General features: G+C 70.7%; 24 protein-coding genes. 14 read left to right on the plus strand and 10 right to left on the minus strand.

Translation table 11 applies throughout. The features are described from left to right. From ACYVE7_RS07370 to ACYVE7_RS07405, 8 genes are all read left to right on the plus strand, one after another. Nucleotides 1-679: PepSY domain-containing protein (locus ACYVE7_RS07370; RefSeq protein WP_460363804.1), on the plus strand; the 679-nt coding region annotated here is incomplete at its 5' end. A gap of 1,136 nt (nt 680-1,815) precedes the next feature. Then, on the plus strand, nt 1,816-2,328 hold the full coding sequence (locus ACYVE7_RS07375; protein WP_460363805.1) for a PadR family transcriptional regulator: 513 nt from the start codon (nt 1,816-1,818) through the stop codon (nt 2,326-2,328). 125 nt (nt 2,329-2,453) lie between these two features. Further along, a complete protein-coding gene (locus ACYVE7_RS07380) occupies nt 2,454-3,290 on the plus strand; it encodes an SGNH/GDSL hydrolase family protein (RefSeq protein ID WP_460363806.1) in 837 nt (278 codons plus the stop codon). Between the two features lie 70 nt (nt 3,291-3,360). Then, nucleotides 3,361-4,197, plus strand: a complete 837-nt coding sequence (locus tag ACYVE7_RS07385) for a lipase family protein (RefSeq protein ID WP_460363807.1) — start codon at nt 3,361-3,363, stop codon at nt 4,195-4,197. 42 nt (nt 4,198-4,239) lie between these two features. Beyond that, on the plus strand, nt 4,240-6,207 hold the full coding sequence (locus tag ACYVE7_RS07390) for a toxin-antitoxin system YwqK family antitoxin (RefSeq protein ID WP_460363808.1): 1,968 nt from the start codon (nt 4,240-4,242) through the stop codon (nt 6,205-6,207). Nucleotides 6,208-6,468: 261 nt separating this feature from the next. Beyond that, on the plus strand, nt 6,469-8,490 hold the full coding sequence (locus ACYVE7_RS07395; RefSeq protein ID WP_460363809.1) for an AAA family ATPase: 2,022 nt from the start codon (nt 6,469-6,471) through the stop codon (nt 8,488-8,490). A gap of 74 nt (nt 8,491-8,564) precedes the next feature. Continuing rightward, a complete protein-coding gene (locus ACYVE7_RS07400) occupies nt 8,565-9,668 on the plus strand; it encodes a carboxylesterase/lipase family protein (RefSeq protein ID WP_460363810.1) in 1,104 nt (367 codons plus the stop codon). Further along, complete coding sequence (locus tag ACYVE7_RS07405; protein WP_460363828.1) at nt 9,668-10,117, plus strand: carboxylesterase family protein; 450 nt, start codon at nt 9,668-9,670, stop codon at nt 10,115-10,117. The genes ACYVE7_RS07400 and ACYVE7_RS07405 overlap by 1 nt, the downstream gene beginning before the upstream one ends. Before the next feature lie 92 nt (nt 10,118-10,209). Here ACYVE7_RS07405 and ACYVE7_RS07410 read toward each other — a convergent pair whose 3' ends face one another. The 4 genes from ACYVE7_RS07410 to ACYVE7_RS07425 all read right to left on the minus strand — a co-directional run bounded on the left by ACYVE7_RS07410 (nt 10,210) and on the right by ACYVE7_RS07425 (nt 15,630). Continuing rightward, on the minus strand, nt 10,210-12,261 hold the full coding sequence (locus tag ACYVE7_RS07410; protein ID WP_460363811.1) for a hypothetical protein: 2,052 nt from the start codon (nt 12,259-12,261) through the stop codon (nt 10,210-10,212). A 116-nt stretch (nt 12,262-12,377) separates the two neighbouring features. Next, nucleotides 12,378-12,677 carry a hypothetical protein gene (locus tag ACYVE7_RS07415; RefSeq protein ID WP_460363812.1) on the minus strand — a complete coding sequence of 100 codons (300 nt, stop codon included), beginning with the start codon at nt 12,675-12,677 and terminating at the stop codon, nt 12,378-12,380. A gap of 287 nt (nt 12,678-12,964) precedes the next feature. Next, nucleotides 12,965-14,035, minus strand: a complete 1,071-nt coding sequence (locus tag ACYVE7_RS07420; protein ID WP_460363813.1) for a hypothetical protein — start codon at nt 14,033-14,035, stop codon at nt 12,965-12,967. A gap of 455 nt (nt 14,036-14,490) precedes the next feature. Then, nucleotides 14,491-15,630 (minus strand): acyl-CoA dehydrogenase family protein, encoded by a 1,140-nt coding sequence (locus ACYVE7_RS07425; RefSeq protein ID WP_460363814.1) that lies wholly within the window; start codon nt 15,628-15,630, stop codon nt 14,491-14,493. A gap of 128 nt (nt 15,631-15,758) precedes the next feature. Between ACYVE7_RS07425 and ACYVE7_RS07430 the strand changes: the two genes are divergently transcribed. From ACYVE7_RS07430 to ACYVE7_RS07440, 3 genes are all read left to right on the plus strand, one after another. Next, complete coding sequence (locus tag ACYVE7_RS07430; protein ID WP_460363815.1) at nt 15,759-16,169, plus strand: hypothetical protein; 411 nt, start codon at nt 15,759-15,761, stop codon at nt 16,167-16,169. Between the two features lie 103 nt (nt 16,170-16,272). Beyond that, nucleotides 16,273-17,946, plus strand: a complete 1,674-nt coding sequence (locus ACYVE7_RS07435) for a SpoIIE family protein phosphatase (RefSeq protein ID WP_460363817.1) — start codon at nt 16,273-16,275, stop codon at nt 17,944-17,946. 24 nt (nt 17,947-17,970) lie between these two features. Then, nucleotides 17,971-18,618, plus strand: coding sequence for an O-methyltransferase (locus ACYVE7_RS07440; protein ID WP_460363818.1), 648 nt, complete (start codon nt 17,971-17,973; stop codon nt 18,616-18,618). A 19-nt stretch (nt 18,619-18,637) separates the two neighbouring features. Here ACYVE7_RS07440 and ACYVE7_RS07445 read toward each other — a convergent pair whose 3' ends face one another. The 3 genes from ACYVE7_RS07445 to ACYVE7_RS07455 are packed head-to-tail and all read right to left on the minus strand — an operon-like array spanning nt 18,638 to nt 20,188. After that, complete coding sequence (locus tag ACYVE7_RS07445; protein ID WP_460363819.1) at nt 18,638-19,309, minus strand: GNAT family N-acetyltransferase; 672 nt, start codon at nt 19,307-19,309, stop codon at nt 18,638-18,640. Continuing rightward, a complete protein-coding gene (locus tag ACYVE7_RS07450; protein ID WP_460363820.1) occupies nt 19,299-19,583 on the minus strand; it encodes a hypothetical protein in 285 nt (94 codons plus the stop codon). Before ACYVE7_RS07450 ends, ACYVE7_RS07445 begins: the two co-directional genes overlap by 11 nt. Beyond that, nucleotides 19,580-20,188, minus strand: coding sequence for a DivIVA domain-containing protein (locus tag ACYVE7_RS07455; RefSeq protein WP_460363821.1), 609 nt, complete (start codon nt 20,186-20,188; stop codon nt 19,580-19,582). Before ACYVE7_RS07455 ends, ACYVE7_RS07450 begins: the two co-directional genes overlap by 4 nt. A gap of 112 nt (nt 20,189-20,300) precedes the next feature. Between ACYVE7_RS07455 and ACYVE7_RS07460 the strand changes: the two genes are divergently transcribed. Both ACYVE7_RS07460 and mug read left to right on the plus strand, forming a co-directional pair. Further along, the gene (locus ACYVE7_RS07460) at nt 20,301-22,283 is read left to right on the plus strand and encodes a coiled-coil domain-containing protein (protein WP_460363822.1); all 1,983 of its coding nucleotides are present in this window, start codon (nt 20,301-20,303) and stop codon (nt 22,281-22,283) included. Between the two features lie 17 nt (nt 22,284-22,300). Then, the gene (mug, locus tag ACYVE7_RS07465) at nt 22,301-22,861 is read left to right on the plus strand and encodes a G/U mismatch-specific DNA glycosylase (RefSeq protein ID WP_460363823.1); all 561 of its coding nucleotides are present in this window, start codon (nt 22,301-22,303) and stop codon (nt 22,859-22,861) included. On the opposite strand, the gene ACYVE7_RS07470 is transcribed toward mug, so the two are convergent. The 3 genes from ACYVE7_RS07470 to ACYVE7_RS07480 all read right to left on the minus strand — a co-directional run bounded on the left by ACYVE7_RS07470 (nt 22,843) and on the right by ACYVE7_RS07480 (nt 25,962). Next, a complete protein-coding gene (locus ACYVE7_RS07470; RefSeq protein WP_460363824.1) occupies nt 22,843-23,787 on the minus strand; it encodes a hypothetical protein in 945 nt (314 codons plus the stop codon). The two genes, mug and ACYVE7_RS07470, sit on opposite strands and share 19 nt — an antisense overlap. A 95-nt stretch (nt 23,788-23,882) precedes the next feature. Next, nucleotides 23,883-24,314, minus strand: a complete 432-nt coding sequence (locus tag ACYVE7_RS07475) for an NUDIX hydrolase (RefSeq protein ID WP_460363825.1) — start codon at nt 24,312-24,314, stop codon at nt 23,883-23,885. 46 nt (nt 24,315-24,360) lie between these two features. Then, complete coding sequence (locus tag ACYVE7_RS07480; RefSeq protein ID WP_460363826.1) at nt 24,361-25,962, minus strand: alkaline phosphatase D family protein; 1,602 nt, start codon at nt 25,960-25,962, stop codon at nt 24,361-24,363. A 179-nt stretch (nt 25,963-26,141) separates the two neighbouring features. On the opposite strand from ACYVE7_RS07480, the gene ACYVE7_RS07485 reads away from it, so the two are divergent. Beyond that, on the plus strand, nt 26,142-26,750 hold a 609-nt coding region (locus ACYVE7_RS07485), incomplete at its 3' end, for a hypothetical protein (RefSeq protein WP_460363827.1).

Below are 26,750 nucleotides of genomic sequence, written 5' to 3' on the forward strand. Positions count from 1 at the left end.
GGCGCGCCACGCGGGGCTGTCCGGTCCGATCGAGGTCACGGCGCGGCCCGGCGAGGCGTGGGTGGTCGCGCAGAACGACCGGCGTTGGCCCGTCCGCCTCGATCGGGTCGCCGTCGATCCCCGGGACGGACGGATCGTCGCGCGGGCGGACTGGGCGACGGAATCCGTGCTGGTCCGGTGGAGCACGCTGGGCTCCTACGCCCACCGCGGCCGGTTGTTCGGCCCGGCGGGGCAGGTCGTGCTGGCGTTCCTGGCCGTCGGAACGCTCGCGCTGATCGGTTATGGCTACCGGAGCTGGTGGCAGCGGCGACCGACCCGCGCCGACCGGCGGGCACCGTTCGGCAAACCTCCCGCGCGAGGGGCATGGCGTCGCCTCCCGGCCCTGCCGCGCACGTGCGCCGCCGTCGGCGCGCTGCTCCTCGGCTGGGCGCTCCCCGCCCTCGGCGTCAGCCTCCTGGTCTTCCTTCTGTTCGATTCCCTGTTTCTGTTCCTGCGAAAGGACAATGATGCGACATCGCACCCTGATCGCCGCGCTCCTGCTGATCCTGGCGGTCCTGCTGCCGGGCGCCGCGGCCGCGGGCGTCTACGAGCCGGAGCCCTGGAACCCTCCGGCCGGGCTGAGCACCAGCACCGTCCGATGGGGCCCCGTCACGATCCCGGCGGCCCCCGCCGACCATGACGACGATCACGACCATGAGGGCGGGGAACCCGGCCACGGCGGCCACAACGGCGCGGCCGGCGAGATCGTCAACCGGATCGCCGTCGACGGCCAGTGCAGCCCGCTCCTGACCTACACCGGGCTCGGCGACTGCGTGCAGATGCAGATCCAGAAGCCGTGCGAGGACTGCTACATCACCGGCATCCTCCCCGACCTGGTGAAGAAGGGCACCGACACCAGCGTCAACATGGACACCGGCGGGATGCTCCACCACCTCGTCCTCATGAACCTCAGCCGCCCCGACATCACCTGCGCGCCCTACCTGGACATCCCCGGCCTGTTCAACGGCACCGGCCTCATCCACAACCTGGGCTTCGTGCAGGGCGGCAACCAGCGGATCTTCGCCGCCGGCAACGAACGCACCTCCATCCAGATGGGAGAAGGCCCCACTCCCTACGGCTACCACCTGAAGAAGGGCGACAAACTCGGCCTGATCTTCCACCTGATGAACTTCCACGCCCACCCCCTGGACGTGGAGTTCAAGTTCACCTTCACCTGGACCAAGAAGGCCACCCCGGTCGACCCGCTCTGGTTCGACGTCGACCAGTGCAACGACTCCGAACGTCCCGTCCCCGCCGGCTACTCCGAGCTCGACTGGACCGGCCACCTGCCCGTCAGCGGGACGCTCGTCGGCATCGCGGGGCACGCCCACGACCAGTCCATCGCCGTCAGCCTCGAGAACCTCACCCAGAAGCGTGTCTCCTGCGTCTCGACGGCCGGCTACGCCGCGAACTCCCCCTACCGGCCCACGGGGCCTGGCCTCGGCACGGTCACCAGCCCCACCTCACCCAACACCGTCACCACCGACGGCCATCCCGGCACCACCCTGGCCGCCTACATGGGATCGGTCTCCGACTTCAACCTCTGTCGCCCCAACGACCGCTGGAACTTCTGGGACAAATACCGAATCCGCGCTACTTACCACTCCACCGGCACCACCCACGCCATGGGCCTCATGATCGGCTATCTCAAGCGCAGCTGACCCGCCCGGCCAGAACCCGACCCCGGGAGGGCTCGATCCCGAGCCCTCCCGGGTCTTCGGCAGGCCGGACGGCAGGAGCGCCACCCTCGCGGGGCGGTGGCGTATTTTCTGGTGGGTGAATCTCACTCCGTCGGCGTTCCTGGTGCTCGGTGTCGTCAACCTGCTGGGGTCGGCCAGTCCCTATGACGTGAAGAGGGAGGCGGCTCGTACGGTCGCGCCGTTCTGGCAGGTACCGCACGCGCAGGTGTACGCGGTGTGCGACCGGCTGGTCGAAGCGGGCCTGCTGGAACAGGAGCGGACGGGCAGCGGACGGCAGCGGCGGGTGATGCGGCTGACCGAAGCGGGCCGGGCCGCGCTCCGGCGATGGCTGGACGACACGGTGGCGATTCCGGTGGAGGCCCGGGAGCAGGGCATCCTGAAGATGTGGCTGGGCGGCGACCCGGCCGAGCACGCTCCCGCCCAGGTGGAGGTGCACAGCAGGACCCTCGCGGAGTACGAGGAGCTGTCCCGCCGGATCGGCGATCTGCTGACTCCGGGCCAGCGCCATGCGCTGGAGTTCGGGATCAGGTACGAGCGGATGATGACCGACCTCTGGCGGGAAGCCCTGGACCAGGAGCGGCCGATCTGACTCCTGACGCGCCGCTGGGGCGGTGTCCTCAGATCGTGCGTCTCGGCTCTTGACGGTGGATACGGCGATCCCTACCGTGCCAATAGTCCGGAATGGACTATTGATTTCTCTTCAGGGAGTGTCTCGTGCCGCGTGCTCGCGATCTGTCGTCGCTCGCTCTTGGTCTGGTCGTCCTCAGCGGTGTCGCCACACCCGCTCAGGCCGCGACTTCCCCCACCTACCTGCTGACGCTGGGAGATTCCCTCTCGGTGGGCACCCAGCTCTTCCCGGACGCCGAGCTGCCCCGGGCCACCGACGAGGGGCACGGGGAGTTCCTGCTCGCGGCGCTCCGCGCCAAGGAGCCCGGGCTGAAGTTGGTGAAGCTGGGGTGCGGCGGGGAGACCACCACGACGATGATCAACGGAGGGAAGTGCGCCTACCCCGAAGGGTCCCAGCTCAACGCCGCGCTGGCCTTCCTACGGAGCCATCCCGGCCGGGTGAAGTACGTGACGCTGGGCATCGGGGCCAACAACGCCGCCTGCGCGCTGAGCCTCGACCTCGCCTGCGGGGCGGGAGCGGTCGTGACGGTGGGCGCCGACGCGTCGAAGATCCAGGCGAAGCTGCGGGAGGCCGGCGGGAGCACACCGGTCTACGCGTCGATGACGCTGTTCAACCCCGGGCTGGCGGCCTGGACGAAGGGCGAGAAGCTCAAGGCGGTGGCCTCGGTGCCGATGCTCGACCTCTACAACCTGACCCAGCGGACCGCGGCCTTCGCGAACGGTTTCCGCGTCGCCGAGGTCGCGGCGGCGTTCGGTTCCCATGACTTCTCGACCAAGGTGACCGTCGAGCCGTACGGCAGCCTCCCGCTCGCCGTCGCCCGGATATGCGCCTGGAGCACCCAGTGCGACCGCGACGACGCGCACCTCAAGACCGAGGGCTACCGCCAGATGGCCGGCGCCTTCTTCCGCGCCCTGACGAAGTGACGGCCAGGACCGGCGCCCTGTAGGCGGACAGCCGTAGCCCGAAACGCACCATTGATTCTGAGGAGTGCCCATGCTTCGTGGTCTGTCGGCGCTGGCCCTGGGCGTCAGCGTCCTGCTCAACAAGGGCTGGGCCGTCGCCGTCACCGACATGGAAGGGCTGGGCACGCCCGGCGTCCACACCTACATGGTCGGCCAGTCCCAGGGGCGCGCCGTGCTGGACGTCGCACGCGCGGCGCAGCGCCTGCCCGGCACCGGACTGAACACCGCGACCCCTGTCGGGATCCTGGGCTACTCCCAGGGCGGCACGTCGGCCGGCTGGGCTGCGCAGCTCGCGGCGACCTACGCTCCCGACCTCAACCTGAAGGGCGTGTCGGCCAGCGGCATCGGCTCCGACATGGTCGCCATCGGGACCTTCCTGGAGGGCGGCCCGCTCGTGGGTTCGGTCTTCATGGCCGCGCTCGGCTTCAACGCCGCCTACCCAGAGTTCAACCTCGACTCCTACCTCAACGACAACGGCCGCAGGTTGAAGGAACGCCACGCCGACCTCTGCTTCGTCAGCCCGGACCTCGGCCCCGCCGCGCTCGACACCTCCTTCCGCCACTTCAGCGACTTCACCACCCGCAGCCCCATGAACGACCCCGTCTGGCTCGCCCGGTTCGCCGAGAACAAGCTCGGCGCCGTCAAACCGTCCGTCCCGGTCTTCCAGGGCCACGCCTTCTTCGACGAGACCCTCCCCTACGGCCAGGGCGACGCCGTCCACAAGGACTGGTGCAAGCTCGGCACCACCCTCACCTGGAAGACCTACTACCTCTCCGAGCACATCTTCGGCGCCATCCAGTCCTACCCCGACGCCAGCAACTTCCTCAACGACCGCTTCCAGGGCAGACCCGCCACCACCAACTGCTAACCCCGCTGACGAGAACCGAGAATCGAGCCGAGGTGGCCAACGATGTTTGAACGTGTCGCAAGCAACGACCCCGAACTGGTCATCGACGACCAGGGAAGGGCGACCTACCGAGGCGAGCCGCTGACCGGCGTCGTCCAGGAATACGCCGACTCCGGCGACCTCTCAGCGATGCACTCCTACCGGGACGGCGACCGTTCCGGCATTTGGCAGGGCTGGTATCCCGATGACGTACAGCGCTATTCGGGTTCGTTCCACCGCAACCGCCACATGGACACCTGGCGGGAATGGTTCCCCGACGGAAGCCTCGCCGTCGAGGACGAATACACCTTCGACGGCCTCCTCAGCTCCCACAAGCGCTGGGACGAGACGGGAACCCTCATCGAGCACGAAAACGACCTGACGGCCATGGGCGTTGCCGCCGACGCGATCGACTTCGACACCGACGGCCGCTTGGAACACAGCAGTCCCGTCATTCTCGGAATGCCCAAGGAAAGGATGCCCAGATATCTGGTGGACGACCGCCCCTACTCGGGCCAGGTCGTCCTGCGCCACGGCAGAGATCCAGGATCGATCGCACGCGTCTTCACCTACGTCGACGGCATCCCCAACGGACCCACTCGCCGCTGGTACCGGAGCGGCGCCCTGTGCAGCATCGGCACCTTCTTCAACGGCGAGCCCGCGGGAGTCTGGCAAGAATGGTCAGAGAACGGCGAACTGCGCCGGTATTACGAGTTCTCTCATCTGGGGCACTACCTGCGAACCCTTCCTCCGGGGGAGACCGGATCGGCAGGGTGGGCGTTTCCCGGCCTGGCCGTGGAGCAGGCGAGTTTCCTGGTCGATATCGAGCAGATCGCCCACTCCATCACCAGTTCCAAATACAGGTCCGACGCGCTGAGGAGTATCGCGGCGGCCGGCTCGGGCCTTGCTTCGGTCCTGGCGGACGTCGCTGTGGGAGACGAACCGGGACGTCCTGCGGCGTCCGACGGCCCTCTCGTCCGCCGCACGAGAGAACTCGTGGCCAAGGTCCGGCTCCTCGCCCGCTCCGTCACCGATCCCTCGCACCGTGCTCGGGCGCTGGCGGCGGTCGCCGTGGCCCTGTCCGGAACCGACCCGGCCGCGGCACAGGCCACGCTCCGGGACGCCGAGAAGGACGCCCGCTCCGTCACCGACCCCCCACATCAGGCTAGGGCGCTGGGAGCGGTCGCCGCCGCGGTCATGGCGGCCGGCTCCGACCCGGCGGCGGCACGCGCGATTCTGCACGACGCCGAACTGGCCGCCAGATCCGTCCCGCTGAACCTGCGAGGACTCGTGCTCTGCGTAGTCGCCGAGCCCCTGACCACCATCGACCCCGAGGCGGCCAGAACCCTGCTGTTCGCTGCCGAAGGGTGGAGCCGAGCGTCGACCGCGCCCTCGCCGCGAGACGAGTCCTTGAGGTTCGTCGCGGAGGTGGTCGTCCGGGTCGACCCCTCGGCGGCCGAGGAGATCGTCGGCTCCATCTCGGACGAAGATCAGCGCGTCATCACGCTGGGCACGCTCGTCCGGCTGCTCGCGGCGATCGACCCGGAGGCGTCCGATCACCTCGCCAGCTCCATCACCGACCCATCGGTCCAGGTCAGGGCTCTGGGCAGGCTTCTCCCTGCAGCCGACGGTACGCTGGGAGACCGGTCCGCCGCCGAGCACCTCGCACGCGACCTCATGCCCCCTTTTCTGCGGAGTGAGGCACTGGTCGAGATCGTCAGAACGACGATCTCGGAGGCGTTGGCGGAGCCCGACCCCACGGCGGCCCGGGCGCTGCTGGCCGAAGCCGAGCGCATCGCCCGCTCCATCACCGACTGGCATCGCCTCAGAGCCCTGGCGATGCTCGCGTGGGTGCTCGTCGGCCTCGACGCGACAGCAGCGAAGAAGACTCTGCGTGATGCCGTCGACCTGGCCAAGGCCCGCCCGAACCCCGACGATCGGGACGAGGCGCTCTGCACGCTGGTGCACGAGATCTTCGACGACACGCGCTGACGCGAACCCCACCCGCGGATCCCGCGCCTAGGCCGGCCCACTATCAACGGCCGCACCCGAGCCGCCGACCTCCTTCTCGAGGCCGAGCGGTGGACGGGTGCGGTCGCGTCCGGCTGGGTGGCGCGCGAAGTGAGAACGTCTGTCCGGTGCCGGTCAGGGCATGTGGCCGGGGGCGATCGTCGTCGGCCGGGCTCGCGCGGCACAATGCGGCTCCGTCCCGCAGCCGGGGTCGCGGGTGGATGATCGGGAAGAGGGCTGGGGATGGCCGAGGGCACCGTTGGCGGGCGGTTGGCGGGGGCGCGGCGGCGGAGGTTCGTCGGGCGGGGCGAGGAGATCGGGCTGTTCCGGCGGGCGCTTTCGGGGGCCGAGCCGCGGTTCGTGGTGCTGTTCGTGCACGGAGCGGGCGGAGTGGGGAAGACCGCGCTGCTCGGCGAGCTGGCGCGGGTCGCGGCCGAGGCCGGGGCGGTACCCGTCCGGGTGGACGGGCGGAACGTCGACCCGATCCCGGACCTGTTCCACGCCGCCGTGAAACCACCGGAACGGGGACGGGCGGTGCTGCTAATCGACACCTACGAATCGATCCGGCCACTGGACGGCTGGATACGGGAAACACTCATCCCCGGACTCCCCTCCGACACCATCGTCGTCATCGCCGGACGCGAGCCACCAGGCCCCGGCTGGTACGCCGACCCCGCCTGGCGCGACCTACTCGAAATCGTCACACTGAGCGATCTGTCCACCCGCGAGGTCCGGGCGTACGCACGGACCGAAGGGCTACCCGAGACCGTCCACGAACGGCTCGCCCAGGTGACACACGGCCACCCACTCGCCCTGGTACTGCTCACGGAGGCACTGCGCCGGAACCCGTCCGCCGGGCTCGATCTGGCCGACACACCGGACGTGGTCGGACGCCTGGTCGAGTGCTTCGTCGCGGACGCGCCCAGCGCGCGGCACCGGCGGGCGCTCCAGGCTTGCGCGCACGCCCGGTTCACCACCGAGCCGCTGCTGCGGGCCGCGCTGGCCGAGGACGTCGAGGACCTGTTCGGCTGGCTGCGCGGGCTCCCGTTCGTCGAGCAGGGGCCGATGGGGCTGTTCCCGCACGACCTCGTCCGCGAAGTGGTCTGCGCCGATCTGCGCTGGCGCGATCCGGAGGCGTTCGCGGTCCTGCACCACCGGATCCGGGACCACCTGATCGCCCGGATCCAAGCGACCCGCGAGCTGGAACAGCACCAGTGGGTCATCGACGCGGGTTTCCTGGTCCGCGCCAACCCGTCCGCTCGCGGCTACTGGGACTGGACGAGGCTCGGCGCCGCCTACCCGGACGTGGTCCGGGCAGGCGACCACGACGCGATCGTCGCGATGACCGAACGGCACGAGGGTCCCGCCTCAGCCTCCCTCGCGGCCCACTGGCTGAGACATCCGGGCGCGGTCGCGGGCATGTTCCGCGACCCGTCCGACGACGGTCTCGGGTACGCGCTCCTGCTGCGCCTCCACGAACTGGACGAAGCGGATATGGCCGTAGATCCTGTGGTCGCCGCCGCCTGGCGGTACGTACGGGCCCACGGCCCGCTCCGCCCCGCCGAAGAAGTGATCATGGGCCGGTTCTTCATGGACCGCGACCGCTACCAGGGCCCTTCCGCCACCCGCAACGCGGCGATGGCCCGGCAAGTCCAGCGTGTGCTCGCCAGCCCCAACCTGGCGTTCGACTTCATCTGCGCCTTCACCGGCGACGGCCAGGAGATCACCCCGCTGCTGGCCCACATCGGCTACCAGCGGCTGCCCGAAGCCGACGGCCGGGTCGGCGCGCTCGGCCACGCCGCGTTCGTCCGGGACTGGCGGGGACGCACGCCGCAGAGCTGGCTGGACATGCTGGGCGAACGGGAACTGGGCCTGGCCGATCCGACGGAGGAACCCTCGGCCCCGGTGCTGTCCCGACTGGACGCCGCCGACGCCGTCCGGCTGGTGCTGCGCGACCTGTGCGCGCCCGACCGGCTCGCGGCCAGCCCGCTGCTGCGCTGCCGGATCGTCAAGAACGCCGATCCGGCGGCGCTCCGCGAGCTCCTCCGGCAGGCCGTCCTCGACCTGGCGGACGACCCCCGCGCGGAACGTGCGGGTCGTGTCCTGGACCGGACGTTCCTGCACCCGGCCCGCACCCAGGAGCTGGCGGCCGAAGCACTCGGCCTGCCGTTCAGCACCTACCGCAGGCACCTCGCCAAGGGACTGGAACGGGTGGTGGAACTCCTGTGGGACCGGGAGTTCACTGCCACCCGGAATGGGCAGTGATCGGCCTGGAGACTGAACAGCGGCCACCCTGATCCTTCTTCTTCCGGGCCGACGGCCCGCAGCGGAAGGAAGACATGATGGCTTTGATCCGCCGGATGGCGATCGCGATGATCTGTGCGGTGCTGGTGGTGGCGGGCGTCAGCGGCGCGGCGGCGCCCGACGTCGTCTCCGTCGAGACCGGTGACGTCCGCGGCGTCACCGCCGCCGGGCACCGCTCCTACCTCGGCATCCCCTACGCCAAGGCCCCGGTCGGCGAACTGCGGTGGAGACCGCCGCAGCCCCCCGCCGCCTGGGACGGCGTGCGGGACGCGACGAGGTTCGGCGCGTCCTGCGCACAGCCCGCCTCCCCGTTCAACGAGCTCGCCCTCACCGAGGACTGCCTGTTCCTGAACGTGTTCGCCCCCAAGACCGCAGGACGGCTGCCGGTCATCGTCTGGCTGCACGGCGGCGCCAACCTGTTCCTCGACGGATCCACCGACGCGGGCACCTTCGCCGAGCGGGCCGGCGCGGTGGTCGTCACCCTGAACCACCGGCTCGGCGTGCCCGGACTCCTGGCGCTCCCGGCACTCCGCGCGGAGAACCCGGCACTGAACTACGAGATCCAGGACCAGCAGGCCGCGCTGCGCTGGGTCCAGCGGAACGTGTCCGCCTTCGGCGGCGACCGGACCCGGGTCACGCTGATGGGCGAATCGGGCGGCGGCATCGCCGCCTGCGTGCATGTGGGCTCCCCAGCGTCCGCGGGCCTGTTCCACCGGGTGATCCTGCAGAGCAACGAGGTCTGCGGACGGGAACAGTCGTTCGGCGTCCCGCGGGCGAAGGCGGAACAGACCGGCGAGGGCCTCGCGACGAAGGTCGGCTGCCCCTCCGGGCCGGATCAGCTCACCTGCCTGCGCACCAAACCGATCGCCGACCTGGTCGCGGCCGCGGCCTTCGTCGCGGGCCCGGAACCGGAGTTCGTCTTCTCCCCGATCGTGGACGGCGTCGTGCTGCCCGCTCCGCCCGTCGCGATGATGAAGTCGGGCAGGGTCCCCAAAGTTCCCGTGCTGACCGGCTACAACGCCGACGAGGGCTACCTGTTCGCCGCGTTCGCCTGGAAGGTCTACGACGGCACCGTCCCACCGAGGCCGACTACCGGACCCTGGTCACCGAATGGGCGGGCCCCGACGCCGCCCAGGTGATGCTCGCCCTCTACCCGTCCTCCCGGTACGGCTCCCCGCTGAAGGCCATGAGCGCCGTGATCAGCGACACGGTCGGCTGCCGAACCCACCACAACCTGCAAGCCATCAGCGCGGTCACCCCCACCTACGCCTACCTCTTCGACGACCCGCAGGCCCCACCCGTCCTGCCCGGCCTGGCCCCCGGCCCCGTCCACTCAGCCGAACTGGAACACCTGTTCACCCCCGACTCTCCCCGGCTGAACCCCGCCCAACGTGACCTGGCCGACCGGATGATCGGCCACTGGTCCGCCTTCGCCACCACCGGCGCCCCCGCCTGGCCCGCCTACCACCCGCTCTTCCAGCAGGTCCGCGTCCTCCACCCCACCGACACCAGAACCCTCGGTTTCGGCGCCCTCTACCTCAGGCACCGCTGCTACATCTGGGACCTGTTCGGCTCCCTCACCCCATAGCCGCGGGAAGACCACGCTCCTCGGCGGACCGCACGGGTGGCTCGCGGAGTGAGCCATGCCTGAGCCGCCGCAGCACGGCCACGGGGTGCCGGTCAGTGTGGGTCGTCGAGTTCGGGTAGCGCTTGCCGGAGGGCAGCCAGTTCGGACGGGGTGAGGGTGACGTCATGGGGAAGATCGTCGAGGTCCTGGATGAGATGTTCTGTGTCGAGGTGTCGTTCGTCCCATGCGAGCCAGGCTTCGGTGCTCAGTGAGATGTCCGGTTCGGGGTCTGGTGTTCCGTCCAGGAGGTGCCGGAGCCAGGTCACGGCGTTGTCGCGCCAGCCGGAGTATTCGGCGAGTCGCCCGATGGTCAGAACCATCTCTGCGTCCGAGACGTGGCGATAGGTGGGAAACCGAGCCAGGAGGAGCTCGAGGAGGACATCTGACAGGTTCCCGCGGGCCGTGCGACTGGCGTGGGACAGGATCGCGGCCACGTGGTGGGCGTGATCGGCGTCCTCGAGCAGGGGGAGCAGGTCTCTCACGGCGTTGGTGAAGGTGTCATCCCAGGCCGCGTCGGTGCATCTGCTGTTGATCTGGACGGCCAGCTCCCCGATCGTTTGCAGGGTGAACGGGCGGTCGGGTGCGGTCGGGTCAAGCGCGGCTTCGACGAGGAAGGGCAGCACGAGGATCGCCGGCAGCGGGTCGTGGCAGCAGCTCTCACGGTAGATGAACGAGGGGTTCATCGTGGTGTGCAGTGTCCGGCGGAGGGATCGCCGTGCCTTGTCCGGCTTCCAGAAGTCCATCACCATGTCGGGGATGTTCTGGCATTCGAAGCAGGGCTTGAGTCTCCGCATCTGGCAGAAGCGACGGAACCGTTCCTCTTCGGTCCGTGTCAAAGGCTGCGGGATCGTGCGGATGGCCGTGTTCAGAGCGTCGTCGTCAAGGATCGCGCGCCACTGAGGGGTCCGCGGCGGGGTTGTTGACCAGGGGCCGCGCGGTCGTTCGTCGGTCGCGGTCACAGCGCGCAGGAAGGGGTAGGCCGGCGCGACGGCCTCGGGAGCGACGGCGGCGATGTCGCCGAGGAGCTTCAGCGCCGCGAGTAGTGCCGGGGGTGGGCAGAGCGGAAGCAGGTCGGCCAGGACGGGAGTGGTCATGTTGAGGTAGATGTCGGCGCCGGAGTCCCAGAGGGCGCGCAGAAGGCGCAGGGCATCGTTGTGGTTTCCGCTGCTGACGCGCGCTGCCGCCGCTGCGGACAGAGCCCACCCGTGCGCGTAGCTGGGACGGACGGAGGGCTTGGGCATTTCTGCTGCCAGCAGGAGGAGTTCGATGTCGTCCTGGCCTCTGCGCCTGCGCTGCTCGGCGAGCTGGGAGATCGGCTTGAGCACCTCGGTCGGCCGCTGGGTGACCTTGATCAGCGCGCGGGCGAGCCGGACGGGGTCGGCGCCGTCGTCCTGCCACCGGTTGATGATCTTGTAGTAGGCGTCGCGGTCGGCTGGTGGGGTCGCTCTGATGCGGGCCAGCAGCGGTTCCAGCAGGACGCCGGTGTGTGACGCGAAGGGGGCGAGGGCTTCGGCGAGGTTGGGTTCGTTGGCCTCCCGGCCCCGCTCGCCGTTGGGGAGATCGACGGTGAATCCGTCGTGGCCGTTGGTGAGCAGGGCCGCCAGGTGCGGGAGGGCGCGTTCGTCGCCCGTCCGGCTCAGTGCCATGAGGGCGTAGTGGCGGGCGAGGCGGTCGGGTTCGCTGTCCGGGGTGAGGTGGGCGGCGGCCTGGCCGGCCCAGGGGCGGGCGGCGGCCCCGCACATGTCGAGGATCCGCAACGCCAGGACCCGGTGGTCGGGTGAGGGGTCGTCGATGAACCCGGCGACGGTGGGCAGCAGAGCGGCCACGGCCGACCGCCACCGGGACATCACCCGAGCAGCGACCAGCAGACCCGCCAGCCGCTGCTCGGCTTCCCGGTCGTCCAGCAGCGAGCGGGCCAGGGCCAGGCGGCCTTCCCGGTCGCCGTCCAGGGCGTGGTCAGCTACGGCCGCTTGGCGCACGTGGCTGCCCCGCGTCCAGAGCAGCACGTCCAGATGACGCGAGGGGTCGTGCGGGGCGAGCTCCCTGAGCGTCTGGCCGAGCAGGTCGGCCACGGCGGGATCGGACTCCCGATCGAACGCCTCCAACAGCGGCGCAAGCACCTCAGCGGCCTGCGCGGCCGCTCCGCGAAGCCGACACGCGGCATCCGCGCGACGCCCCGGATCCGGAGCGCCGAGATCGCTGACCATGGCGGCCCACGGATTCACCGCCACCGCCGCACCGCAGCACCGAGTTCAGCGGTCCACTCGCGACTGGAGGGAACGTAGCCGCGATCCCGGACGTCTTCGACGAAGTTGGCGGGCAGCACCAGCGGACGGACCGCCAGGTAGACCGGCACCGACTCCATCACGCTGAACCCGGCCGACGTCCCGCGCATATAGTCCGAAATCCGCTGCCGATCCGGTTCCACGACCGTCCCGCTCGCGTTGCGGATCGACGGCAGATCCTCCTCCCGCTCACCCCCGTACATCTCCCGGTACAACGCCACCGGCTTCAACTCCACGACACCTCCCCCGGACCACCCGACCAGGAAACACTAACGTCTATCTGTGTTGGCGCGGGAGCACGGGCGAGGGGTCGCTCGTTCCGCAAGGTGTCAGCGGAATGCTCCAGGCGGCAGCGCAGCGGTGCCTGGAGGACCAATTTCGCACGAGCCGTCCGGCCAGTTCGGGGATGTCGCCGGCGGCACCGTCCGCGCTGAGCGCCGCCTCGACCAACCGGCGAGCCAGAGGGAGCTGTCGCCGGCGGGTTCGGGCACCTTGGTCCGGGTGGTGTGGTCCTAGCGTGTTGTCAGGTGGTGGGTTTGAAGGTGAGGACCACGGCTGGGTTGGTGGCGAGCATCGGGTCGATGAGGGAGGTGAGGGGGCCGCAGTTGGTGAGGGGTCGGCGTTGGTAAGTGCCCTTGACCTGGCCGTTCAGCGAGCCGGTGAGTGTGGTGGCGCTGGGGGCGCTGGCGCAGGTGTCGCCGCCGGCGATGGGGATGCCGAGGAAGGTGACGGCGGAGACCTTGGTGCTCAGCGAGGTGGTGGCGGCGAACTGGCCGAGCCGGGTCCATGTGCTGGTGTTCGATGCGGTGAAGGTCAGTTCGGCGGTCAGCGGGACGAAGCCGAAGAGCTTGAGGTCGACGGTGGACGTGCCGAAGATCGGCGGGGCGGTGCTCTGGGTCTCGCCGCACTCCTGGGCGCCGAACGGCCAGGTGCCGCTGATCGGAATGTCCGGCTGGGATGGTTGTGTGGAGGAGCCGATGGTGCCGGTGAACGGGACGTTACCGTCGGCCGGGGCGCTGGCAGGGCACAGTCTGAGGACGGAGAAATCGGCGAAGTAGACTCCCGCCGCGCCGACGGGCTTACAGGGCAGTTGCAGCGTTGCCGACGACACGGTGTCGGTGTGGACCGTCAGGTACAGGCCGATGAGCGAGGCGGAGAGCCGGGCACGCTGGTAGGTGCGCAGGTCGTCGGCCTGGAGCCCGCCGGAGAGGGTGAGTCCGGTGGCGCCCGGCGGCCGTACGACGCCGTCCGAGGTCAAGGCGATCCTGTGCGGGATCTGCGTCTGGCCGTCGGGTGTGGTCCCGTACCCGAGATCGGCGGTGCCGCGCTCCAGTACGAGTCCCGGTATCTGCGGTGATTCGATCTGGAACGACGCCTGGTATGCGGTGAGGTCATCGCTCGCCTCGACCCCTTGCGGAACGTTCGTTGACAGCTTCGCCTTGAACGCGAGTGGGACGGGCCCCTGCCCCGGCACCTCGACCGACCCGCCGCTATCGCACAGGTAGTCCGCCGACACCACCTCGGCGGCCCGAGCCGGGGCCTGGAACAGACCTCCTGCGGCCAATGCCGCCACCAACAAGCGAGACATCTTCATACGCAGACAGTCCCAGCATCCCCACTCGGCCATTAGCCCCCGACAACCCAATCCCGCAGCCGCATCCGGCCGGAATCCGCGCGGAAAACACTGGCACGCGCAACCGAAGAACGGCGCGAGACGGAGCCGATCATGAACCGAACCGACCTACCCGCTCGCCTCGCCTTGAGGATCGCGCCAGAAAGAGGCGAAGTACGGCGAACCCGCACATTTCTCACCAATGCCAGGAGGCACCGGTGGCCCAGCCGCCCGATCCCCACCATCCGACCGAGCGCGGTGGCCACCTGCTCGCGGGACGGCTCGGGTTCGCGCGGGAGATGGAGCCGGGCGGCCTGGGCGCTGAGAACCGGTTTCGGAAACCCTCGATCGCGGCATGTTACCCACCGGTCCGCTAACACGGTCACCAACACGGAGGTGGACCGAGGACATCCGAAACGAGAAGGGGCAGGTCAGGGTTAGAGGGATAGGCGTTTGGAGATGATTTCGTTCATGATTTCGGTGGTGCCGCCGCCTATGCCGAGGATGCGGATGTCGCGGTAGTGGCGTTCTACTTCGGATTCGCGGAGGTAGCCCATTCCGCCGTGGAGTTGGACGGCCTCGTTGACGACGAATTCGGCGGCGGCGACGGCCGTGTTCTTGGCGTAAGCGGTCTCGGTGAGGACGTCTTCGCCGGCCAGATAGCGTTCGGTGATGCGGTGGGTGTAGGTGCGGGCGACGTCGACCTGGCGGGACATCTCGGCGATCTTGTGGCGGACGACCTGGCGGGAGGAGAGCGGACGGCCGAAGGTCTCGCGTTCGCGGACGTAGGCGAGGGTCAGGTCGAGGGAGCGTTGGGCGTGCGCGTAAGCCTGGACGGCCAGCGAGAGCCGCTCGGTCACGAAGTTCTGGACGATCTGCAGGAAACCGCTGCCCTCCTCGCCCACCAGGTTGCCGGCCGGCACCCGGACGTCGGAGAAGGCCAGTTCGGCGGTGTCGGAGCAGAGCCAGCCCATCTTCTTCAGGGCGCGTGACACCGCGAACCCCGGGGTGCCCTTGTCGATGACCAGCATCGAAAGGCCGCCGTAGCCGGGTTCGCCGGTGCGTACCGCGGCCGTCACGAAATCGGCCCGCACCCCCGAGGTGATGAACAGCTTGCTGCCGTTGACGACATAGGAGTCGCCGTCACGGACCGCCGAGGTGCGGACGGACGCGACGTCGGAGCCGGTGTCGGGCTCGGTGATGCCGAGACAGCCGATCATCTGCCCTGCCAGCACCGGCCGGGCATAGCGGTCGATCAGCTCCTTGTCGCCCGAGGAGATGATGTGCGGCAGCGCGATCCCGTGGGTGAACAGCGAGGCGACGAGCCCGCCGGAACCCCCCGAGCCGATCATCTCCTCGGCGACGATGAACGCGTCGATGACGTCGCCGCCCGAACCGCCGGCCTCCTCGGGGAAACCGGCGCCGAGCAGGCCCGCCTCGGCGGCCTTCACATGCAGGGAGCGGGGCAGTTCACCGGCCTCCTCCCACTCTTCGAGGGAGGGCAGGATCTCCTTGCGCGTGAAATCGCGCACCAGCTGCCGCAGGGCGGCACGTTCGGGGGTCTGCCACAGGTCCATGCGCGCCTCTCAAAGCATCCACTTACCGAATTCCGTTCGGAATCTATCACCGGTCCGCCGGGACGCCGCTCCCTCCCGCCCGGGACGCCCCGGACCCTACGTTCGGACCAGAACCGAACGGGGAGATCATGAACCGACTGCAGACTCTGACCTGGATCATCATGGGTGCGACGGGCAGCGCGCCCGGCGTGCTCAGCCTCAACGGCGGCCGCCTGTCGTTCGAGGCCCACCACCGCGGAGCGCTGACCCTCAGCCAGCTCCGCACGCTCGAACAGCGCACCGGCCGTCCCGGGCTGGCCGACCATCTCACCGACGGGTACCGCGTGCCACTGTTCGAGGCGCCGCTCGAAGCCGTCGGCGACGTCCGCTTCCCCTGGTACTACTTCGGCGGCGGGATGAAGCTGAAGATCGCCGGGCAGCCGTTCCGGTTCTCCTTCCTCCAGCCGCAGAACACCAGCCTCCCCGGCGACCTGGCCACCGCCGGCCAGCTCAGCACCGGCCGTGCCGGTGGACGCGCCTGGCGCACCGCCCTCGGCTGACGACGGGCCGGGCGAAATCGGGGCGGATCCGGGCCCGCGTTCCCCTGACGTGGGTGGATCTCGGGGGTTACGCTCTGGTCACCGACAATCAGGAGGGGCCCGGGTGGACGAGAACCAGGCGCTCGTCGAGGAGCTGCGGCGGCAGTTGGCGCCGCCTGACTCACTCGAACGGCCCGGGGTCTCCGTCGCGACCGCGAGCCGTGACACCGGGCCGCTCGGCGTCGACTTCTGCGAGGTGTTCCCGCTCGACGGCGAACGGACGGCGTTCGCCGTCGCCGACGTCAACGGCGTCACCGAGGCCGCGGCCGTGCATCTGCTCCGGATCCGGATGGGGCTGCGCGCGCTGGCCACCTCCACCGAGCTGCCGCCGAACCTGCTGCTGGCCCGGCTCGACCTGCTCGGCCACGACCTCGACCCGCTGGGCGAACGGCTCGTCACCTGCGTCTACGGTGTGCACGATCCGCGGGCCGGTGAGTTCCGGCTGGCGAGCGCCGGGCAGGCCACCCCGATCCTGGTCCTGCCGGACGGCCGCGCCGAGCTCCTCGACCCGCGGCCGTCGCCGCCGCTGGGCACCGGGGTCGGCCTGTACGAGACCCTCTACCATCCGGTGCCGCCCGGCTCCGTGCTGATGGTCGGCACCAAGGGGCTGACCCTCGCACCCGAGGAACGTCCGTCGGACGAGCCGCAGGGCGCGCTGCCGTCCTCCCCCGCCGAGATCAGGGACGTCCTGCTGTCGGGCGTGAAACCCGACCAGTCCGTGGCGCTGCTCATCGCACGGTTCAGCCCGGTGGAGCCGGTCGTCGAACCGCACGTGATCCGCCCCGACGCCCCGCGCGACGAGCCCGCCGTCGTCTGGAGCGGCACCGGTCTCGCGGGCCGGGACGGCGAACTCCAGGTGGCGCGCCAGCGGCTGCTCGACAAGCGGCTCGTCACCATCACCGGCCCGGCCGGGGCCGGCAAGACGGCGCTCGCCAGGGAGCTGGCCGCCGAGCTGGAAGAGGACTTCGCTGACGGCGCCGTCTGGGTCGATCTGGCCGATCTGCACCAGCCCGATCTGCTCGGTGAGTTCATCGGCAGGAAGGTCGAGCTGACGCGTCTCGCCGACCGCGAGCTGCTGCTCGTCCTGGACGGCTGTGACGGCATCGAGCGCGTCTGCGGCCAGCTCGTCCAGTCGCTGCTGCGCGCCGCGCCCGGCCTGCGGGTCGTGACGACGGGCCGTGAATCGCTCGGCCTGATCATCGCCGAGCCGCTGACGCTCGGTCCGCTCCCCCACGGCGACGCCCTGGCGCTGCTGGCGCTCCGCGCCGAGGAGGCAGGCTACCCGCTCGACGAGCTCTCCGATCTGCGGCCCGTGCTGGCGGGCCTCGACTGCCTGCCGCTGACGATCGAACGGGCCGCGCTCAAACTGGCCGGTGTGCCGATCGACGAGCTCGCCCTGCTCACCGACTCGATGAGCTGGAGCTACGAGCTGTGCGGCCCCCGCGAACGGCTGCTGTGGGCGCGGCTGTCGGTGTTCGACGGCCCGTTCGACGAGCCGGCTGTCGTGTCCGTCTGCTGTGACGAGAACCTGCCCGCCGAGGATCTGCCGCTGCTCCTGACCGTGCTCACCGACCGGTCGATCGCCGAACGGCTCGACGGCGCCGACGCGCCCGGCCTGCGCCTGCCCGACGGTGTCCGCACCTACGGGCTGACCAGGCTGCGGGCGCTGCCCGACCACGACAAGACCGTCATGCGGCACGACGACTGGCTACGGACACGGAACGATCGCCGACTCTGACGTCGCGCGGCTTAGGATCGGGTCATGCCGTTCATCGATCCGCTGATCAGCGATTACGTCCTGGCCCACTCCACCGCCGCCGACGAGGTGCTGCGCGATCTGGCCGAGGAGACGCACGCGCAGCTCCCCGCCGAGTCCGGAATGCAGATCTCGCACGACGAAGGCGAGTTCCTGACCATGCTCGCCCGGCTGACGGGGGCCCGCCGCGCCGTCGAGGTCGGCACGTTCACCGGCTACTCCTCGATCTGCATCGCGCGCGGGCTCGCCGACGGCGGCACCCTGCTCGCCCTGGACGTCAGCGACGAGTGGACTTCGATCGCCCGCCGCTACTGGAAGCGCGCCGGTGTCGACGACCGGATCGAGCTGCGGATCGGCCCGGCCGCCGACAGCCTGCGCGCGCTACCCGAAGAGGAACTGTTCGACCTGGCGTTCATCGACGCCGACAAGGCCGGCTACCCGGTCTACTACGAGGAGATCCTGAAGCGGCTGCGCCCCGGCGGCGTCATCGCCCTGGACAACGTGCTGCGGGACGGCCGGGTCGTGGATCTCGCCTCCGCGACGCCCGAGGACAGGATCGTCCACGACCTCAACGCCGCGATCGCGGCCGACCCGCGGGTCAGCGCCGTGATGCTGCCGCAGCGCGACGGCGTCACCCTCGCCATGAAGAAGTAGCGAACAGCGCGACCCCGGTTCAGGCGCGCACCCGGTAGTGGTAGCCGCCCACCGTCTCGAAGCCGGCCCCGGCGTAGAGGCGCTGGGCGGCCTCGTTCCGTGCCGTGACGGCCAGGTAGGCGCTGGTCAGTCCCTGGTCGCGGGCATGGCCGAGCAGCCCGTCGAGGATCCGCCGGGCCAGCCCGCGGCGGCGCGCCTCGGGCAGGACGGCCATGCAGTAGATCCCCACGGTGTCGCCCTGCGGGACTCCCCTGCCGACGGCGGCGTCCGCCAGGCCGCAGTACCAGGCCGGAACCCCGGTGATGATCTTCTCGGCGGCGGGGAGGTCGGCGGCGGGGCGGCCGTCCACCGACCACCAGACGTCCGTCCAGCCGGGCGGCGGCTGGTCGGCGACGGGCAGCGCGCCGTGCCGTCCGGTCAGGTCGGCGCGCATGACCAGGGTGGGGTCGGCCCGCAGGTAGCCGCGGTCCGCCAGCTCCCGGTCGAGCTCCGGATCGCTCACCTGGAAGATCGCGGGCAGCCCGCGCTCGCGGTACAGCCGCTCGACCTCGCCGATGTCGCCTGCGGGGCCCGTGCAGAGCACGGAGTTGGCCCGCTTGGTCACGCCGTCGGAGAACCGGGCCTTCCAGTCGCCGGTCCGCGCTGATTCCAGCGCGGGCCACGCCGCGTCGATCAGAAGATCAAAGTCCATCCCGGTGAGCATAGCCGCGGGCGTCGGCCAGCCAGGGGCCGAGCAGTTCGTCGGTGTCGACGCCCGCGTCGTGCAGGGTGCGGAGCGCCGAGCCCAGGTCGGCGGAGCGCGGGGCGGGCACCTGGACGGCGACCCGCTGCTCGGGTGCCGCCGCGGACTGCGGCCCGAACTTTCTGACCAGGAAGAACACCGCGGTGGCGACCGCCAGGACGATCAGGAACGCGATCGGCAGCATCACCAGATCGGCGGCTTCCGACTGCCCGTCACCGTTCATGTGACGACCTTGAGCTGGGTCGGCACCATCGCCGTCAGCGGGCCCTGCGCGGCGTCCAGTTCGAGCACCCCGGCGAGCGCGTCGCGCATCCCGGTGAGCCCGTCGACGTACCGTGCGTGGGTGCGCGACAGTTCGCCGATCCGCTCCCGCACCTCGATCTCCAACGCCCTGACGACCTGCTCCTCCAGCTCGACGGCCCGCTGGCGCGCGTCGGCGAGCAGCCGGTCGTGCTCGGTGCGGGCGTCGGACAGCATCCGGGCGTGTTCGGCGCGCGCGTCGGCGAGCAGCCGGTCGGCGTCCGACAGCGACCGCCGCTTCAGCTCCTCCGCCTCGTAGGCGATCCGGTCGGCGAGGTCGCGGGCCGCCCGCAGGGTCTCTTCGGCCTGCTCGGCGACCTCCGCGCCGCGCTGGTCGGCGGCCTCGCCGGCCAGCAGCGACGTCCGCGCGGCCGCGCCCTCTCCGTGCGGCGACTGCGTGAGGGTCCGGATCTCGCCGGAGCCGCCGCTCTGCAGGCGCAGCTCCTGGCGGACCTCCCTCAGGAACTCGTCGACCTCACGGCGCGAGTATCCGCGCATCCGGACACCGAACTCTGGCTGATCTTCCATGCGGCGCACGTTAATGATCGTCGGGCGGTCCGCCTCGCTGACACCCGGAATCTTTGCCGATCCGGGAAGGTAGGAGATGCGGCGACGGCCTAGGCCATAGGATTCCTGGAATATGCCGACCACCAGGCTGTACCAGGCCGTACTCCGCGATCCGGGGCCGACCCTCGCCAAGCGGCTGCGGCGCGCGTTCAGTGTCTGGCTGACGGGGCTGGGGTTTCCGGAGATCGCGATCAGCCCGCATGTGGAGCACACGGTGGACGGGCTCCGCGCGACCCTCGAGGCCCGCCACGGCTGCGGCCGGTTCGTGCTGGCCGACGGCACCCTCCGCACCAGGGTGACCTACGCGCAGACCACGGGGACTCTGACCGGCTGGGTGGTGGTGACGGTCGAGCAGTACGCGGGCGAGCCCGTCGAGGCGTTCGCCCCGGGGTTCCTGCCCGGCTATCTGGCGACCGAGCGGGTCACCGACGGCGGCGTCCAGCTCACGGGCGCGGCGGAGGAGCACGACGAGGACGGCGTGGTCTACCTGCTGGGGGATCTGGCCGAGCAGCGACGTCGGGTGCCGATCGTGGTGGTGTCGGCGGACGCCAAGTCCAACGGGACGGCGCGGGCCCACGCCGAGCATCTCGCGGCGCGTGTCGCGGGCGTCGCGCAGGTGGTGTGGCTGGCGGATCTACCGGCGCAGGACCAGTTCAACGCCCGGGTCGGCGCGGACTGCGCGGTGTACGGCGGCGGGATCCGCACCTATCTGACCGGGATGCGGCCCGGCGCGGAGACCTACCCCGACCGGCACCGGGTGATGGGCGGCAAGATGCTCCGCGACGAGGGCCGCCGCGCCCTCGACCGCGCCGCCGGATTCATGATCGGTGAGACGGCTCCGTTGAAGCTCCCCGACGAGCTGCGCGAGCCCTACCGGCTCGTCGGCCGGATCGTGCAGGGCGAGGAGCGGCCGGAGGCGCTGGAGGAGGCGGCGCGGCCGCGGCCCGTACGGTCGCCCCATGTCGACCAGGAGCTGTACCGGAAGATGATGGCGATGGCCGAGCGGAAGCCGGAGGTGCCGCGGCCCCGGGCCGAGCAGGCGCCGCCGCCGCCCTCCGAGCCCGTGCCGCCGCCCGCTTCAGCCGCTCCTGCCGTGGCGCCGCAGCCGGTGTTCGACCTGGACGAGCTGGCCAAGGCCGTCGCCGACCGGGTCGCCGACCGGCTGTCGGGGCTCGCCGACACGGTCGCCGGGACCGTCGTGGAGGGTGTGCACGGCGAGCTGGAGAGCACCCTGGATCTGATCAGCGGGGATCCGCAGGAGCTGTCCCGGCAGATGAGCACGATGAACAGCCATGTCGCGTCGCTGACCCGGGCGCTGGAGGAGGCGCGCGCCGGACGGCAGCGGGCCGTCAACCGGCGGGAGGAGGCCGAGTCGGAGACCGAGCGGCTGGAGGACGAGGTCGAGCGGCTGCGCGCGGCGCAGGTGACGCTGGAACGGGATCTGGCGGAGGCGGCGTCGCGGGAGCGGCGGCTGGCCGAGCAGGTCAGGCAGCTCGAGGCCGCGGCGGCCGCCCACACCCAGGCCCCGGCGGCCCCGGCCGGGGAGCCGTTCGCACCGAGCAATCTGGTCGACGCACTGCACCACGCCAACGAGGCCCTGGCCCATGTGCGGATCGGCGACACCCTGCACACGGCGGGCCTGCTCGATCTCGGCTATCCGACGCTCAGCAAAGTCTGGGCGGGCAAGGCGTGGGACGCGCTGCTCGCCCTGGAGGACTACGCGAAGGCCAGGTCGGCGGGCGAGTTCCAGGGCGGTTTCCGCGACTGGTGTCTGGCGGCCAGCGGCGGTGGACGGCGGGTGATCTCGGCGGCGACCCTGGCGATGAAGGAGTCCGACTCGGTGGCCGGACGCGACAAGTTCGCCCAGCCGCGCACGTTCTCCGTGCCCGCCGAGGTCGATCCCGCGGGCCAGATGTTCATGCCCGCCCACATCAAACTCCGCAAGACCGGCACCCCCGCGCCGCGCATCCACTTCCACGACGACGCCGGCGGCCCCACCGGCAAGATCTGGGTCGGCTACGTCGGCGATCACCTCCCCAACACCCGCACCAACTAGGCCGGTAGGTTGGCGGGGTGAAACCGACGCGTGAGCAGCTCGAAGCCGCTCGGAACACCGTCATCCCCGATCTGCTGCCCGCGCCGGGGGCGCCGCTGCGGGTGCTGTTCTGCGGGATCAATCCGGGGCTGTACTCGGGGGTGACCGGGCTGCATTTCGCGCGGCCCGGCAACCGGTTCTGGCCGGCGCTGCACCTGTCGGGGTTCACGGATCGGCTGCTGGATCCGGCCGAGCAGGGGCTGCTGCCGTCCTACGGGCTCGGGATCACCAATCTCGTGGCGCGGACCACGGCCAAGGCCGACGAGCTGACCGCCGCGGAGCTCGCCGAGGGCGGCGAGCTGCTGGTGAAGCGGGTCGAGGAGTACCGGCCGCAGGTGCTGGCCGTCGCCGGGGTGACGGCCTACCGGACGGCGTTCGGCGACCGGAAGGCCGCGATCGGCCCGCGCCCCGACCCGCTCGGCCCGACCAGGGTCTGGATCCTGCCGAACCCCAGCGGCCTCAACGCGGGCTGGAGCCTGGAGCGGATCGCGGGCGAGTTCACCCGGCTGCGGGAGTCGCTTCAGGAGTCCGGCCAGTAGGCGGCGAACAGGCCGTCGTCGCGGGCGACGGACCAGCCGTGGTCGCGCAGGTGCGCCAGGACGTCGTTGGTGCGTTCGGCGGGCAGCCGCTCCAGGCCGGTCCGCCAGTCGCGTTCGGGGGCGCCGAACCGGTCCCGGAAGTCGGCGTTGATCCACGGGCCGCGGACCGTCGGCACCGGACGCCACAGGGTGTCGCCGTAGCAGGGGTGCTCGTCCAGGTCGAACGGCTGGTCGTCGGCGGGGCGGACGGCACGCCAGAGGTCCTGGTCGGAGCGGGCCCGCAGAAACCGCTCGTCGACGTCCTCGTGGGCGCGGCAGACGAGCTCGACGTAGTAGTCCAGGCAGCGTCGGCGGTCCTCGACCTCCAGCCCGTACTCGCGGGCCTCGCCGTAGGAGCGGGCGCTGAACGCGGCCTCGACGTGCCGGATCCCGTCGAGCGCGTCGTCGTAGGGCATCAGATGCAGATCACCGCCGTGCACGCCGAGCGCCAGCTCGGACGCCGCCGGACGGGCCGCCACCTCCACGACGCCGGGCACCAGGTAGTCGCCCTTGTCGCCGGGGAACAGCGGTTCGCCCGCGTACAGGCCCGTCAGCCGGCCACCGCCGCGCGGCCTGGTCAACCTGCGGGGCGGGCGCGGCAGCAGGGAGTCGGGGTGGCCGCAGCTGTAGAGCGTGACGTGCGCGCCGACCGAGTAGAACGCCAGCCCCCAGCCGCGGCTCAGCCAGGAGTCGATGGTGGTCAGATAGTGCACCCGGCCGGACGGGCTGGTCAGCCGCGCCTCACGCCAGGCTTCCAGGACGAGCAGCCGCGCGGCCGTCTCGTCGAGGACGGGCACCGGCCGGGCCGGATCGAGCCGGACCGGGACGGCGGGATTCACCAGAAGATGCGCGGGTGCGGACACCGGCGGTTCCAGAACAGCGGTCAAGGCGGACCCTTCGGCGCGTTGACACCAGTCACGACGGCGGCCGCCGCAAGGCGACCTCTCGCTACTCTGTTCTATCGCATAAACATTCGATCGCGCTACTTTTCGCGCCAGAACGCCAGGGCCTCGTCGACGAAGTCGCCGCGGTCCTCCGGGAGCCCGGCCAGCGGGAACCACTCGGCGCGGTCGGTCGAGCCGCCGACCTCGAAGGTCAGCTCGCCGCCGGTCAGCCGCAGCTCGTAGACGACGCGCAGCGTGTGATGGTCGACGATCTCCCCGTCCCAGGGGCGGCGCGGATGGTGCACCGAACCCACCCCGAGCAGCCGGACGACCTCGCCGGTGTAGCCGGTCTCCTCGGTCAGCTCGCGCAGCACCGCCTCGACGGGGTGCTCGCCGTGGTCCATGCCGCCGCCGGGCAGGATCCACGCCGGGCCGCCGGGGCCGATGAACCGGGAGAGCAGCAGTCTCTCCTCTGCCACGACGATGCCGTAGCACCCGACCCTGAGCCGCTTTCTGATCTCCTCGTCCACGGGGCCCACCCTTTCACGGGGCGGGACCCGCGGACGAGACCGGCGATCAGAACCAGATCCGGTCCAGCTTCTGGCTGCCGGACTTGGTGGCGAAGCCCGCGCCCCGGCTGGCGGTCGCGTTCTTGTTCTTGCGGTCGGAGATGTAGAACCAGTCGCAGCGGGTGCGTTCGCGGCGGACGTCGAGGATGCCGTAGCCGTGCGAGTCCAGCTCCGCCCAGCGGACGTGGCGGTTGGTCGCGGCGAGCAGGCCCTCGGCGGCCACCGAGATGGTGCGCGGCGGTGCGCCGATCAGCTCGCCGAGCGAGTTGCTGGTCACCGACGGCATCACGAACTCGGTGGCGACCGACGGCGAGAACGGGTAGGTCGCGGCGGTCAGCGGAACCTCGTTGGCCCAGCTCGTGTGGATGTCACCGGTCAGGAACACCGTGTTGGTGATCTTGTTGGTGTGCAGGTGGCCGAGGAGTTCCTTGCGGTCGGCGCTGTAGCCGTCCCACTGGTCGGCGTTGATCGGGAAGCCGCCCTCGGGGATGCCGAGCAGCTCGCGAAGCGGGCCCAGCACCTCGGCGGTGAGCGCGCCGAGCGCTACCGGGCTGATCATCACCGAGTTGCCGATGAGCCGCCAGCGGGTTGTGCTGTCGGACAGGTTCTGCTTGAGCCACGCCATCTGCGCGTCACCGGTCAGGGTGCGCGACGGGTCGTCGATGGCGGTGCCCGAGGTCTGCTTCGAGCGGTAGCTGCGCAGGTCCAGCAGGATCAGATCGGCGAGACGGCCGAACCGCAGCCGCCGGTAGAGCAGGTCGCCCGCGGCGAACCGGACCGGCATCCACTCGTGGTAGGCCTGCCGGGAGGCGGCCTTGCGGGCGGCGAACGGGCCCTCGGTGGCCGGGTCGTGGTTCTCCGCGCCGTCCGACCAGAGGTCGTTGGCGATCTCGTGGTCGTCCCAGACGATCATCCATGGGTGGCGGGCGTGCAGGGACTGCAGGTCGGGGTCGGTCTTGTGGGCGGCGTGCCGCTGCCGGTAGTCGGCGAGCGTGATCGTCTCGTGCAGCGGGACGTGCGGTCTGACGGCCTTGCCGCCGTCGCCGGAGAAGCCGCCACTGGCGTACTCGTAGGTGTAGTCCCCGAGGTGGACGACGCCGAACAGGTCGTCGCGGGCGGCGAGGTGGCGGTAGGCGGAGAACCAGCCGGCCTCCCAGTTGGAGCAGCTCACCAGGCCGAACTTGAGACCTTCGACGTCGGCGTTGGCGGCGGGCGCGGTCCTAGTGCGGCCGGTGCGGGAGTACTCGCCCGCGTAGCCGAACCGGTAGTAGTAGGCCGTGTCGGGGACGAGCGGCCCCGCGTCGACCTTGACGGTGTGGTCGCGGTCGGGGCCGGTGACCGCCGAACCCTTGGCGACGATCGCCGAGAACTCCGGGTCGGTGGCGATCTGCCAGTCGACCGTGATCGCGGGGCCCTGGCCTGAGCCGGGCTTCGATTCGGGGGTGGGGGTGACGCGCGTCCAGAGGATGACGGCGTCGGGGAGCGGGTCGCCGGAGGCGACTCCGTGCTGGAAGGCGGAGGCGGGGTCGGCATGGGCGGCGCTGCCCGGCAGGAGGGCGACGGCCGCGACCCCGGCGCCACCGAGCTTCAGTGCGTCACGGCGATTCACGGAATTCACAAATGCCGAAACTAATTCGCGTGGCCTCAAGGGCAACAGGTCCGGCCGCTAAAGGACATCCACAATTCATTCCCGTAACGCGTGGGGTTCAGCACGGATGGGGCACGAGACACGCCGGGGATTGCTGGAAAAGCCTGGAACACCTGGGAACTTCGGGTAACCTCTGCGCCATGCCGGACTCCCCCGACCTGCTGGAACAGCGCATCGCCGAACTGCGGTCGCAGGTGCGCAGGGCCGTGGCCGACGGAGATCGGAGCGTGGCCAGACAGCTCAGGGCCGAACTGCGCCGCACCGAACAGGCCTGGGACGCGGCCGTCATGGAACCGGCCGAACCGGCCGCGCCGCGCGTGATCCCCGTCCGCGACCAGGTGCACCACGCGCTCAACCTGCTCGGCGTGCCCGCGGCGCCCAAGCTGATCCTGGCCGTCCACGAGGCGTTCTTCTCCGGGCCGCTGGCCGCCGCACAGCTCACCAGCCTGCGCCGGGACGAGGAACGGTCCTACCGGTCGGCGCCCGGCTCGCGGCCGTTCTATCTGTGCGCCGCGCTCACGGCCGATCTGCTCGCCCCGGCGCGCGGGCTGCTGGCCGTCAGCACCTGGGGGCTGCCCGTCCGGATGGTGGGGCCGCTCAGCCCACGGGTCGACTTCCTGACGGCCGCGGTGCGCGTCACCGAGCAGCTCGAACGGCTCGACGCCGAGCCGAACGCCGCCGCCAAGCGGCTGCTGTGGCGGTTCGCCGCCGGAATCCCCCGCGCCACCGGCGCGCAGGGCACCGTCGAG

The sequence above is a fragment of the Actinocorallia lasiicapitis genome (assembly GCF_054778695.1).